This is a genomic window from Thermodesulfobacteriota bacterium (assembly GCA_036397855.1).
Lineage (GTDB): Bacteria > Desulfobacterota_D > UBA1144 > Nemesobacterales > CSP1-2 > DASWID01.
The window spans coordinates 23,731-36,913 of sequence record DASWID010000143.1 but is presented as its reverse complement, the minus strand read 5'-3'; the positions used below and the strand labels follow the sequence as shown (position 1 = coordinate 36,913).

Below are 13,183 nucleotides of genomic sequence, written 5' to 3'. Positions count from 1 at the left end.
GGGAAAAACACTGCCACCTCCGCAGTTAGTCACAGATGCGTGGATGTTTATCGCCGCTTATAAAGCTGATCCCGTGGTTCTAAAATCACTTCTTCCTAAGGGATTGGAGCCAAACCCAGAAAATCAAGTGGTTATAAATATGTACACCGTTCCTGATCCAAACCAAACCTCGGGTTTCGGCGCGTATACACTTACGTATCTGACTGTTGAACTCAAGGGTCAGGATGGCTATAACATGGGTCAGCCTACCGGTTATCCCGGAAGATACTTTGTGTATTATTTTAATAGCTCACCCTCGATGCGTGAATTTACCAAAAAGGTCGGAATACCAGCCCGGGCTGGAAATACAACGACAACTGTTGAGAACGGAAAGCTGAAAGCGGTCTTAACGGTTGATGGAAAACCGTTTATCGAAGCAACCGCGGATGTAGGAGACACCCTTGGAGGTTTCGGGGGCGGTCATCTCAATTATTTTGGTCTAATTCAGACTGAAAAGGATGGTAAGAAGATAAACCAGGTTGTCAAATACCCGATACCCTATAATGGTGGTTCCGTAAAAACAGAAAATGCAAAGATAACGTTTAAGGTTCCAGAAAAGAATCCTTTGTATAGGCTGAAGCCACTTGCAGATCCAACATGGGCAGTTTGGATGAAGGGGAGCTTTGTTTATCCAAAGTACGAAGTAATTAATGAGTTTTAAACTGAATCAAAGTAAATTCGAAATTATTAATGAAAATAAACAAAAGGAGCTTTGCCAAATTTCTGGTTTAGCACCTCTTTTATTCAGATAAAATTATTGATTCATGTTTGAAGTTACCCAAAAAATTAAAATCTACTGGCTTGGACATGCAAGTTTCAAACTAGATGCTGATGGAAAGTTAATTTATTTTGATCCCTGGAGGGTCAAAAAAGACAAAGCCAATTTGATCCTTATTACACATTCGCATTTCGACCATCTTTCACTCGATGATGTGAGGAGGATTCAGACCAAGGACACGGTTATTGTTGCAACAAGGGATTCTGCCTCAAAACTAAGCGGCGATGTGAGGATAATTAGTTCGGGTGATAATATTGAAATTGAAGGAGTCGGAATAGAGACTGTCCCATCGTATAATATCGGAAAGAATTATCACCCCAAGACAAGTGGTTGGGTCGGTTATATAGTTACTGTTGATGGAATGCGCATCTACCATGCCGGCGATACTGATGCCATAGAGGAGATGAAAAAGCTTAGCGTTGATATTGCTTTGCTTCCTGTAGGTGGAACATATACTATGACTGCGGATGAGGCTGCTGAAATCGCTAATGTGTTAAGACCCAAGATAGCGATTCCAATGCATTGGGGCTCTATCGTTGGTTCCGAGTCGGACGCGCAAAGGTTTAGGGATCTGTTCGAAGGCAAAACTGTTATTTTGAAGCCTGGGAATTAATTAATGAGATTGTTTATCGTGGAAGAATATTAATGATTAAAGCACGAGACATTCATCGCTTCCTTTGATATTATGGCGAACGGTGAGCATCTAAAGTTGATAAAAATGGGTACCGATGTATGGAACCGGGAGAGGCATAAAGATCCCACTCTGACCCCGGATCTCAACTGGGCATCATTGAGTAAAGCTAATCTAAAGGGGGCAAACTTAAGTAAGGCAAATTTGAGAGGGGCTTTTCTCAAGGGAGCCGTTCTGAGCAAAGCCGACCTGACAGACGCGAATCTCATGGGCACCAATCTCAACGAGGCAGATCTTAGCGGTGCTATTCTTGTTGGTGCAAACCTTACCAGGGCTAACTTAATTGGCACTAAACTTGAGTCTGCTAATCTCGCTAATGCGATACTTATTGAAGCGGACCTGAGCAATGCGAATTTAAAAGGTGTTGATTTAAGAAACACTAAAAACCTCACTCTAAAACAGCTCTCAAACGTGGAGACATTAGCGGACGCTAAGATGGACTCAGATCTCCTGGAGCAAATTAAAGCGAGTCATCCTCACCTGCTGACTGAATCGACATTTGAAGACGAAGGGGCTAGTTCGTAACTTTAAGGCATAAATAAAATGTCTCCAAGATAGCTCATGCATGATTGAACTCTCGTTACATGAGGATGAAATTATCCCTTCCCCCTTATTAAAGGGGGAAGGTGAGGATGGGGGTGTTTTTTTTAACACGACCATATCGGGTGAGGGGCTACGTGTGACATCCGGGGTTGGAAAACCCCGGCTATCGGGTGCCCTAATGACGGATAGGTGGGACATCCCTGTCCCGGTTTATCGCGCTATCACAAGAATAGGGGTCTTGGAGCCCGAAACTAACCCAGGTGTTCCTGAGCCCGAGCCGGTTTTGCCCCAGGAGTTTCCTGGCTCCCCTGAGCATCCGTTGTGTTAGAAATCTGACCATCGGAGATTTACGGAAATTTGACCACCATATTTAATATTTGAAAATTCGTGGGGCTAGTGTTAAATATTAATTCTAATCTTGTTGTCGTTTTAAGTCTGTTGGAATTTGCTATTAGGAATTTGTGACTTTGAAACGGTCTTTGTAGGATTAGTTAAGGTTACCTTTATTGGAATTTGTCATTTGGAATTCGTAATTTTCCAACACTGCGGGGTGTGGCTCAGTTGGCTAGAGCGCTGCGTTCGGGACGCAGAGGTCGGCGGTTCAAGTCCGCCCACCCCGACCAAAGGTATGACCATCACCCTGTTACCTCGACTTCAAAAAGAGGGTTGCCTCGATTTTTGAGCGTGCCGCAGCTTATGCGCATGATATGCGCTTTCAAAGTCAAAGCAGCGCAAAGCCAAGGCGGGTGCGTGCAGACAGGCGAACAATATTCTCAAACTTCAAGAACTGCACAAGTGCGAGACATGAATAAACATGCGGCGCAAAAACGTAATCGCGTGGTTGAGTTGTGTATCCATTTATATGTTCATGCGGCTTTGCAGTTGCTCTCTTTTGGGACGGTTACAAACGGAACGATAGGACTTTTATCGAAGGCTGGTTGTTTCGTGGAGGAGGCCGTTTTCAACGCCCCGGATAGAGATAAGTTCAGTTTTATGCTAACGCAAATTAAGCGAGGAGAGCGCGGTAGCCTTAATCCTAACTGTCTGGTATAGTAATTAACAAGGTAATCACTGGTAGCTCACCATCCAAACAGAAAACAGTCGGTCCCAATCCTTTCCGGGTATGGCGTAGGGGGTCACCAGAGTAACCGCCTCTTTGTGTTAATTAACCAAAAGGCCACAAAATAAGGGGGTTGCCAGGAAGGAGATGTTGTCATGGAACACAGCTCAACCAATTCAACAATCAACCGCATTGCATTCATAGGCAACTACTTGCCGCGCCAGTGCGGGATCGCCACGTTTAACACCGACTTGTGTGAGGCCATCGCTACCGAATATGGTGGAACAACGTGCATTGCCCTGCCCGTCAACGACATCGAAGGCGGTTACGCCTATCCGCCTCGTGTTCGATTTGAGCTGACGGAAAAGGATATTGAGTCGTATCGCCGCGCCGCTGACTTCCTGAATATCAACAATGTAGACCTGGTGTGCCTGCAACACGAATATGGCATCTTCGGCGGGCGAGCGGGCAGTCACATCCTGTCCCTCTTGTGTGAATTGCGCATGCCCATTGTCACCACCTTGCACACCATTCTGCGCGACCCCGACCCCGATCAACGCCGTGTGTTGGAAGAAGTCGCGGCATTGTCAGATCGATTGGTCGTCATGAGCGAGCGCGGCGCGGAATTCTTGCAAGAGGTCTACGGTGTGTCTCCGGAGAAGATTGATCAGATCCCACACGGCATCCCCGATGTGCCCTTTGTGGACCCGAGTTTTCACAAAGACCTGTTTGGCGTCGAAGGTAAAATTGTCTTACTCAGTTTTGGATTGCTCTCGGCGAACAAAGGGATCGAGAATGTCATCGCCGCGCTGCCCAGCATTGTGGCCCGCTATCCGAACGTGGTGTACATCATCCTCGGCGCGACCCATCCCCACGTGATCCAACACGAAGGCGAAACGTATCGGTTGTCACTGCAATGGATGGCTCAAGAAAAAGGCGTGGAGGGTAACGTGATCTTCTACAACCGATTTGTCAGTTTGGAGGAACTCGTCGAGTTCATCGGCGCCGCGGACATTTACATCACGCCCTATCTCAACGCGGCGCAGATCAGCTCGGGCACACTTGCCTACACCCTGGGGGCGGGCAAGGCAGTGATTTCGACGCCATATTGGTATGCGGAAGAGATGCTTGCCGAAGAGCGGGGAGCACTAGTGCCATTCCGCGATCCGACGGCATTGGCCGAGCAAGTGATTGACTTGTTGGACAACGAGTCCAAGCGCCACGCCATGCGCAAGCGGGCTTATCTGTTTGGGCGGGCGATGATCTGGCCAGAGGTGGCGCGTCGCTACATGGACAGTTTTGAACGCGCCCGCGCCGAACGCCGACATTTCACTCCGCTCGGCTTTGCGGTCAAACCACTCGACAAACGGCCGGGCGAATTACCGCCCCTCAAACTCGATCACTTGCGCCACATGACCGACGAGACCGGTATGTTGCAGCACGCCCTGTTCACGGTGCCCGACTATCGTGAGGGCTACACCACCGACGACAACGCCCGCGCGCTGATGGTGAGTGTTCTGCTGGAGGAACTGGGCTATGGCGAGGCCTTAGAACTGGCTTCCCGTTATCTCGCCTTCATCTGGTATGCCTTCAATGTGGAGAGCGGACGCTTTCGCAACTTTATGGATTACCAGCGTCACTGGCTAGAAGATAACGGTTCGGACGATTGCCACGGTCGCACGTTATGGGCGTTGGGCATCATGTTGGGCCGTTCTAACACGCCGGCACTGCAGAGTATGGCTGGCCGGTTGTTCGAGCAGGCATTGCCCGCCATTCGCGGCACGACCAGCCCACGGGCCTGGGCTTTCGCCCTCATAGGCATCCACGAGTATCTTCGCCGGTTTGCCGGTGACCGCAGGGCAAACCAGGCCCTGGAGGAATTGGGTGGACGGCTGTTGACGTTGTATCAAAGCCACCGCTTGGATGAATGGCGCTGGTACGAAGACGGGCTAACCTATTGCAACGCCGTTCTCCCACATGCTCTACTCATGTGTGGGCAATCCATACCGAATAACGCCATGACCGAGGCCGGACTTGAGTCGCTCAGTTGGCTGGCCGACTTGCAGCGCGCTGATGCGGAAGGGGGTCATTTTGTCCCCATTGGATCCAACGGCTTTTATCAGCGGGGCGGTGAGCGTGACCGGTTCGATCAACAGCCGGTGGAGGCTCAAGCCATGGTCTCCGCCTGCCTCGAAGCATACCGGGTCACGGGAGACAATCGCTGGCGCAAGGAAGCCCGACGCGCCTTCGAGTGGTTCCTCGGGCGAAACGACTTGAACCTTCCCATCTACGACCCGACAACGGGCGGTTGTCGCGACGGTCTGCATCCCGACCGCCCGAACGAGAATCAGGGCGCGGAGTCTACGCTGGCATTTCTCCAGGCCTTGCTAGAGCTGCGACTAGCTGAGAATACTCTTCTATCCGTGGAGGCACGATCTCAATGAGCAATCAACACCCCGAACTCTTTCGCCGTTATAAACTCAATCCCATCTTGACCGCCACCGATTGGCCCTATCCGGTCAATAGCGTGTTTAACCCCGGCGCCATCTTGCTACCAGATGGAACCACCCTGCTACTTTGCCGCGTAGAGGATCGGCGCGGGCATTCCCACTTTTGTGTTGCCCGCTCCGCCAATGGTGTGGATGACTGGCAGATTGACCCCCAGCCCACCCTATTGGCAGATCCCGAGCAGTTTCCAGAAGAACTTTGGGGCATTGAGGACCCACGTATCACCTACGTCCCTGAATTAAGCAAGTATGCCATCGTATATACTGCCTACACCCGCGGCGGCCCGGGAGTGTCCCTGGCGCTCACGGAAGATTTTCACCACTTCGAGCGCTACGGCATGATCATGTCACCAGAAGACAAAGATGCGGCTCTGTTTCCCCATCGGATTGGCGGCTATTGGGCTTTGATCCATCGCCCTGTCAGTTATCTCGGCGCGCACATGTGGATGTCCTATTCGCCCGACCTGCGCCACTGGGGCAGCCACAAACTGATGCTGGAAGCCCGGCTCGGTGGGTGGTGGGATGCGAATAAAATCGGCCTCTCGTCCCCGCCCATTGAAACCTCGCAGGGTTGGTTGGTGATTTACCACGGTGTGCGGCACAACGCGGCCGGCTCTATTTACCGACTAGGACTAGCTCTCTTTGATTTGCACACACCGGAGCGGTGCCTAAAGCGCAGCAACGAATGGGTCTTTGGCCCGGAAGAACCTTACGAGCAACGCGGGGATGTGGACAACGTTGTCTTTCCCTGTGGCTACACCATTGCCCCCGATGGCGACACCCTCCACCTGTATTATGGCGCGGCGGACACGAGCATTGCCCTAGCAACTGGCAGTATTCTTGCCATTCTTGATTGGCTTGATGTATAAGGTCAATGACCGGAAATCCAAGGTGTATCGGGACAGTTAAGTCTACCTAATCAATCGAGCTTCTAATTAACTTTTCAATGGAAGAGGATGATAAAATGAAAAAAGGGACATCTGTCTGTCCTTGTTTTATTTTGTCCCTGTTTTATTATTGTCATTTTATTTTTGTCCCAGTAGATGTGGGCTTCCTCAGTGCGCTCTGAATAATGTTTTCGCCGTATAGCTTCACGTACGAGGACAAGAAGCCTCTTTTTTGGTTCTTCCATACTTTCCATCTTCCATACTTTCCTATTGACTAGAAATTACATTTATCGTAGTATCAATTAGAACCGCGATTTGCACTATAACACCCCTATTGCAGAATTATTCTGCATTTTTTGCAGCCTAATTATTAGTTAGCCCGGTCGTTGCAGTCACAGCAGGCCGGCACAGGCGGAATCTGGAGGCAAGAATGCCAATCTATATGGATCGTCACTATGTTGAAGGTGCCACTCGGCACGCAGTTGCTCACGCTCACGAAAAAGACCTTGAGATTCAAGCCGAGTATGGCGTCAATTTTCTGACGTACTGGTTCGACGAGGCGCGTTGTACGGCCTTTTGTCTCGTAACCGCTCCAAACAAAGAAGCAGTTCAGAAAACGCACGCCCGAGCGCACGGACTGGTTCCCAATGAAATCATCGAGGTCGATCCGATGGTTGTGGATGCGTTCTTGGGCCGAATTAAGGACCCTGTACCCACTGAAAGTACCGGGGGTACAGCGGAACTACTGCGTGAACCTGCCTTTCGTGTCATCATGTTTACTGACTTAATGGACTCTTCGGCTATGACAGCGCGACTAGGGGATGCAAAGGCTTTGCATTTGCTCCATGTTCACAATGCCATGACGCGCAACGCCATCAGAGACCACAATGGTCGCGAAGTCAAGCATACTGGCGATGGACTAATGGTCTCCTTTGTTGCTATCCCTAACGCGATCCAGTGTGCCATCGCCATTCAGAAGGCGTTTGCGGCTTACAACGTGGCAAATCCTGAAACATCCATGTATGTACGAATTGGCTTGAGCGCGGGTGAGCCCGTTGAAGAAGATAACGATTTGTTTGGGGCAACTGTCCAGCTCGCGGCTCGCACCTGCGCCCATGCTGAACCCGGCCAGATTTTGGTTGCACAAGTCGTGCTAGATCAATATCACGGCGAGAAGTCACTGTTTTCTGATGTAGGCCAAATAACACCAAAAGGCTTCGATCATCCAGTGCAAACATATGCGGTCAAGTGGCAGGAAGCATAGAATAGCATTGCATACGGTCCGTTGGCTTAAGCGTCAGGGGCTGTCTTTCCCATTATTGTGGGAGGGCTAACCCGGTGTTGCAGTTGCCGCCGCCGCACTGCGCTTCGCGGCGCAACTGAACGGCACCGTTAGGCGCTCAAGGAGTTGCAATCGCAGATGGATGTGACGCAGGCTCTTGAAAATAGGGACATCTGTCCCCATTTTCTAATCCCACCATCCCACTATCTGAATTAATTGAACTGTGCGCTTGCGAATAAGAGAAATCCGTGCCTAATCTTCTCCAATTGCAATGAAATTGAATCTGTTGTCCGAGGGTACAGGTGGCGAAGATGTGTCGAATAGGTACACAATACACTGCCCGCTGCTTGGCTCCTTTATAAACACGTGTCTTATATACCAAGGGTTATTGTCATATCCAATGGGCGTTACATTTACCGCAGGACCACTTGTAAAATCCTGGGTAAAGTCGATCGTGTACACACCAGTGCTGACTCTAGAACTTTGAAAACCCGCTCCCGCCAGCACATTGCCGTTAGATTCGACTTGGCCATATATTGTCCTTGTTGCCATAAAAAGTCCTCCTTTTTTATCTACACAATAAATTTATTCCCATTGTATTTTTCGGGGATGCCCGACCAGCGATCCTCCGAAATGATGTTATGTTATACGACTATTAGGACGTATAATTACAGAGAGATTAACATAATTTGAACGAGAAAAGAAAATACAAAGAAAGGAAAGAATAGGGGACTCGCAAATCTTTTGTGGTTTTTGACACCCCTGCTTCAGGTAAAAAGGTTCTGAAATCTTTTCCGGAGGATTTTAGTCAATAAGTACAAATAAGGGGACCCAGAGACTCCCCCTATCTAAGAAGTCTCTGGGTAACACAGTGAGGAGAATGTGGCAATAACCTTCAATCAGGATATAGGGGTATAGTTAAGTTAGAACGAAAGTTAAGTTAATTTGTTGTTAATTCCCCTCTGGAAGTATATTATTAGCTTTCGTTTTCCCGATCGACTGACCTAAACTTTAATAACCACGATTTCATTACATATGAGGGACGCACTCCTTTATTCTCTTTATTCTAATTTTTGCGGCACATAAATCATCTGAGATCCGAAACAAAAAGATTAAATCTTGGTTAAACATTATTGAACGATACCCCATCATAAGTTAGGGCCCTAGGTATCTCTCCATACCTCAAATGCTGCCACCTCCATGGGGGATAAGATCCTAGGGCTCTTATTATTTCATATAAGTCAAGTGACTTAATTCTTTGATTTCCAGCGCTTTGTTTCAAGGTTTGTCAATTATCGAGAGCAACCCCATGCAGCACCGTTCATTTAAGATCTAAGAGACTGTCCCCGAATTATGTAACATCTAAAGTGGTAGAGTCGTTATATTCTCAGTGAGAATAAGATTTACTTAACCAAGACCACCGCCCAAGATCGCGGTAATGGAATTAAAAGGATAAGAAATTTTAAATGACTTCGTTATGTTATTATGTAGTTTTAGGATTTTCTGTTAAAATTTGTGCTGGATTATTCCACAAATCAATGAAGAATCTTTTATTTTTTGCAATAGTCTTTCTTTTGCCAAGCCTGGCTCTGGCAGAAATGAGTAAAATTGTTACTAGTGATGGGTTTTATGCGTGTAAAAACGACCGTCTTCTACTCGAAGCCGAGAGATATGTCGATGACGGTGACAGTGAAGCACTGAATAAGGTGTACGCAAGTGGCGATTGTTTTACAACCGAACCGGGTACTGAAATATTTATAGTTCAGGGTTCTTTCCTGGATTGTACAGAGGGTGAGAGGGCTGATTGCGCTTACCTCGTTTATCATCCGATTGAAGTTAGAGTAAAGGGTTCAAGGATGGCTTGGTGGACTTACCGTTTCTTTTTAAAAAGATTGAACCAATAGCAAGTCCTAAAGTATTAATCGGTTTCTGTTTACAAAAATAAGATTTAATTGAGTTAGAATAATTCTCAGTTTGCGAGTATTGCAGCGCATTATATTCCATGGGAGCGATAAAGTTGGCTAAAATAAGAGGGAGTTTATTGTATTCCCTCTTATTTTTTAAATTTTGCCTTAGCTTTGTTTTGCCCCGTTCCGATGACTTCAGCTTCGGCTTTTTCTACTCCAGTTATCTAAGATAACTTTCCGTTTCAGGAGCTGGTGTAGGAGTAGGAGTAGAAGCAGGTTCAGTCTCTTGAGCTGCAGCGATTGTAGTTCCATATTTTGAAATGGCACTACTTAGATCGCTAAAGACAGAAACCATCGCAATGCCCAGTATCAGCATCCAAAATCTCATGTACTATTCACCTCCTAGGTCCCGAGGGAATCCTGATGAAAGCCTTTTTTAGGAATCTTGAAATTTATGAGTGCAAACATAATGCCAAATCCACTTTACTAAATATTTTTATTCGTTTCTGACGGATACGTGTTAAAATATAGATTTATCTTAACAATTGTGGGAAAGTACACAGTCTTTACTGTGTAAAGTTACACAGTTCTTTTTAGAGGTCTATAATTTATTAGGTAAATTGGAAATATTGTTTAATATATTCACTATTAAAGATGGCACAGGAATTGCGTCATGAAATTTAAGGATTTTGTAAAGCCCAAGGTCCGTTTGGGTCTTTCTAGGCATATCAGGGATAGAATGTCTGCGTTGAAGTTAAACAGACAGATAACGATAGGTTTCGCAACGATGTTGATTCTCATGTTGCTGATAGGGGGATTTTCAATATTTAGTATATACAAACTCAGTAAGGCGGCTTCAAATATCGAAGGACGATACAAAACCCTGTCGAGCCTTTTCGCTTATGATCAAGATAGCTCCCAGGGATATCTGGCAAAGCAAATGTTGATGGACGCAATAAAAATTTCAGATGATCAGCTAAAGCTGGCTTACATCAATATCTTTACGATGGTGGGAATAGCCTTGCTATTTGGAGGCCTTCTTACGTTGATTGTTCCTAGGATAATAACAAGGCCGATATTTCTCCTGGTCAATGCTGCGAAGGCCGTTGCTTCAGGGGATTATTCTTACCGGGTAAAAAGTCTGATGGGAAGTGTTGAAATCTCCGCTCTCATTAACGCGTTTAACAACATGCTCATGAACATTGAACAGAACAAAAATGAGCTTGAAAAGAAAAACGAGGAAAATCTAAAGCTACTCCAATCTATCGTAAAATTTAATGAAGTTCTAGAGGAGAGGATAGAAGTATCGACTAAGGAGATAAGGGAAAAGCAAGAGGAGCTCATAAAATCTGAGAAGCTTGCTACTATCGGCGAGCTTGCTACAGGAATAGCACACGAGGTCAGAAACCCGCTTTCTGGGATTGCAATAGCACTCGAGATAATGAGGGATGATACAAAAAACCCTGAACATAAACAAACTTGCGCTGATATTTTAAAGGAAATAGACAGGTTGGATCGCATAATAAGGGAACTGCTAAAGCTTGGGCGTCCCAGCGAGTTGAATCTCATTGAATGCTCTCCAAATGAGATTGTGGAAAGGGCACTCAGCCTGGTTAGTTTCAAGGCCCGGGAGAAGAGCATAGTCATTGAGAAAAGGCTAGAGTGCGGTGAGCTTTTCTTCGTAGATTACGAACAGATAGAGCAGGTAGTACTGAACCTATTAATAAACGGGGTTGAGGCGATTAATGGGTTCCCAGCGAAATTGACCATTGAAACAGCATCATCCAATGGCTACATAAGGATAAGCGTGTCTGACACGGGATCAGGTATTTCCGAGGAAGATATGGATAAAATTTTTCGCCCGTATTACTCAACAAAAAAGATGGGGACAGGACTTGGACTTTCAATTACTAATAATATAGTTGAAATCCATAAGGGGAAGATCCGGGTTTCAAGTGACAAAGAAGAGGGAACGACCTTTACTATATTGATTCCATCAGACTTAAAGGCTTGAATCTTGATTGATTAAGACACTCGCAACTCTGATTTGAAGATAAATGATATTGATTTACGCACCTTAGGAGCGAATATTGTCCGATCTTGTTTTAATAATCGATGACGAAAGGCTATTGTGCAAACAGCTAGAAAAGGCTCTGTCTCAAGAAGGGCACGAAGTTGTTACTGCCTATACTGGAAAAGATGGGATTGGGATTGCGATAAGAGAAAATCCGGATGTGGTTCTGCTAGACCTAAGACTTCCCGATGTGGATGGTCTTGAGGTTCTTGGCTATCTTACCGGTCTTGAGCCAGTACCTAACACTATAATGATGACAGCGCATGGCAATATTGAAGTTGCGGTGGCGGCCATTAAAAAGGGCGCATATGATTTTATAGAAAAGCCCTTTTCAGTTGATAAGCTAAGAATAATGGTTCGTAATGCTCTAAGTGCTCACGTACTAAAAAGCAATCTGAGCGCTGTGACTATGAGGGAGCAGTTGAAGTATGAATTGAATTCCTTTGTGGGCGAGAGCGACGCGATTAAAGAGATTACCCAGTTGTTATTAAAATTAGTCAATACGGACCCTCGAATGATTCTTATTACGGGAGAAAGTGGAACGGGAAAGGGTCTTGCCGCGAGGGTACTACATTTTAATGGAGTGAGAGCACAAAAACCTATATTGGAATTAAATTGTGCAGCCATACCAGATACACTCCTCGAAACAGAACTTTTCGGACACGAAGCTGGAGCATTTACCGATGCGAAGAAAATGAAAAAGGGCATTTTTGAGCTCACTGATGGGGGAACGATTTTCCTCGATGAAATCGCAGATATGAGCTTGTCAACTCAGGCAAAGCTTGTAAAGGTAATTGAGGAACGAACATTCAGGAGAATCGGAGGTACGAGGGATATTAGTGTAGATGTGAGGATAATTGCTGCCACTAACCGTTCTCTAAAAGAACTTGTGAGCAAAAAGCTTTTCAGGGAAGATTTGTATCACCGTCTAAATGTTATAAGTTTTGAGATGCCACCATTAAGATCGAGGAGAGACGATATCCCAATGCTCGCGGACTATTTTGTAGAATATTTTAATAATGAACTTCATAAAAATATTAAGGTAGTGCCTGAAGGGGTAAGAGGGGAATTCTTAAACTACGCATGGCCAGGTAATGTTAGGGAGCTTAGAAGTACGATAGAGAGAGCGGTTCTTCTCAGTGATGGTGTTGTCCTGAATCCAAATTATATAAAGCTTGAGGGGCAAATTGAGAGCGATGTGAAATTTGACGAAGCGGAGGAAAAAATAGTAGTTGAGATGTCTTTAAATGATATGTCACTTTCAAAGATAGAGGAAAAGGTTATACTGGAAGCGTTGACAATGAATGATTGGAATCAGACGAGGACCGCCGAAAAGCTAGGAGTCACCAGAGAAGTCCTCAGGTATAGAATGAAAAAAATGCGACTCCTCGAATAAATAAACAAATAATCGGACC

Annotated in this window: 12 protein-coding genes and 1 tRNA gene; 11 read left to right on the top strand and 2 right to left on the bottom strand. The window is 46.2% G+C overall.

Features of this window, described 5'->3' with window-relative positions:
• The 8 genes from VGA95_11925 to VGA95_11890 all read left to right on the top strand — a co-directional run.
• A partial coding sequence (locus VGA95_11925; GenBank protein HEX9667245.1) for an acetoacetate decarboxylase family protein occupies positions 1-700 on the top strand: 700 nt, incomplete at its 5' end.
• Positions 701-803: 103 nt separating this feature from the next.
• Entirely contained in the window at positions 804-1,430 is a 627-nt protein-coding gene (locus VGA95_11920) for an MBL fold metallo-hydrolase (protein ID HEX9667244.1), read from the top strand.
• A gap of 105 nt (positions 1,431-1,535) precedes the next feature.
• Positions 1,536-2,033 carry a pentapeptide repeat-containing protein gene (locus VGA95_11915; GenBank protein ID HEX9667243.1) on the top strand — a complete coding sequence of 166 codons (498 nt, stop codon included), beginning with the start codon at positions 1,536-1,538 and terminating at the stop codon, positions 2,031-2,033.
• 40 nt (positions 2,034-2,073) lie between these two features.
• Positions 2,074-2,379, top strand: a complete 306-nt coding sequence (locus tag VGA95_11910) for a hypothetical protein (protein ID HEX9667242.1) — start codon at positions 2,074-2,076, stop codon at positions 2,377-2,379.
• 218 nt (positions 2,380-2,597) lie between these two features.
• Positions 2,598-2,674: transfer RNA gene (locus VGA95_11905), tRNA-Pro, on the top strand.
• 592 nt (positions 2,675-3,266) lie between these two features.
• Positions 3,267-5,555 (top strand): glycosyltransferase, encoded by a 2,289-nt coding sequence (locus tag VGA95_11900; protein ID HEX9667241.1) that lies wholly within the window; start codon positions 3,267-3,269, stop codon positions 5,553-5,555.
• On the top strand, positions 5,552-6,487 hold the full coding sequence (locus VGA95_11895; GenBank protein HEX9667240.1) for a glycosidase: 936 nt from the start codon (positions 5,552-5,554) through the stop codon (positions 6,485-6,487). The genes VGA95_11900 and VGA95_11895 overlap by 4 nt, the downstream gene beginning before the upstream one ends.
• A gap of 448 nt (positions 6,488-6,935) precedes the next feature.
• Positions 6,936-7,769 carry a nickel-binding protein gene (locus tag VGA95_11890; protein HEX9667239.1) on the top strand — a complete coding sequence of 278 codons (834 nt, stop codon included), beginning with the start codon at positions 6,936-6,938 and terminating at the stop codon, positions 7,767-7,769.
• Between the two features lie 270 nt (positions 7,770-8,039).
• On the opposite strand, the gene VGA95_11885 is transcribed toward VGA95_11890, so the two are convergent.
• Positions 8,040-8,339: a hypothetical protein gene (locus VGA95_11885; GenBank protein HEX9667238.1), complete on the bottom strand. Its 300-nt coding sequence runs from the start codon at positions 8,337-8,339 to the stop codon at positions 8,040-8,042.
• Positions 8,340-9,325: 986 nt separating this feature from the next.
• Between VGA95_11885 and VGA95_11880 the strand changes: the two genes are divergently transcribed.
• Positions 9,326-9,691, top strand: coding sequence for a hypothetical protein (locus VGA95_11880; protein ID HEX9667237.1), 366 nt, complete (start codon positions 9,326-9,328; stop codon positions 9,689-9,691).
• A gap of 223 nt (positions 9,692-9,914) precedes the next feature.
• On the opposite strand, the gene VGA95_11875 is transcribed toward VGA95_11880, so the two are convergent.
• Positions 9,915-10,082, bottom strand: a complete 168-nt coding sequence (locus VGA95_11875) for a hypothetical protein (GenBank protein ID HEX9667236.1) — start codon at positions 10,080-10,082, stop codon at positions 9,915-9,917.
• A 285-nt stretch (positions 10,083-10,367) separates the two neighbouring features.
• Between VGA95_11875 and VGA95_11870 the strand changes: the two genes are divergently transcribed.
• Both VGA95_11870 and VGA95_11865 read left to right on the top strand, forming a co-directional pair.
• A complete protein-coding gene (locus VGA95_11870; protein HEX9667235.1) occupies positions 10,368-11,708 on the top strand; it encodes an ATP-binding protein in 1,341 nt (446 codons plus the stop codon).
• 76 nt (positions 11,709-11,784) lie between these two features.
• Positions 11,785-13,164, top strand: coding sequence for a sigma-54 dependent transcriptional regulator (locus VGA95_11865; protein ID HEX9667234.1), 1,380 nt, complete (start codon positions 11,785-11,787; stop codon positions 13,162-13,164).
• The last annotated feature ends 19 nt before the right edge of the window (positions 13,165-13,183 follow it).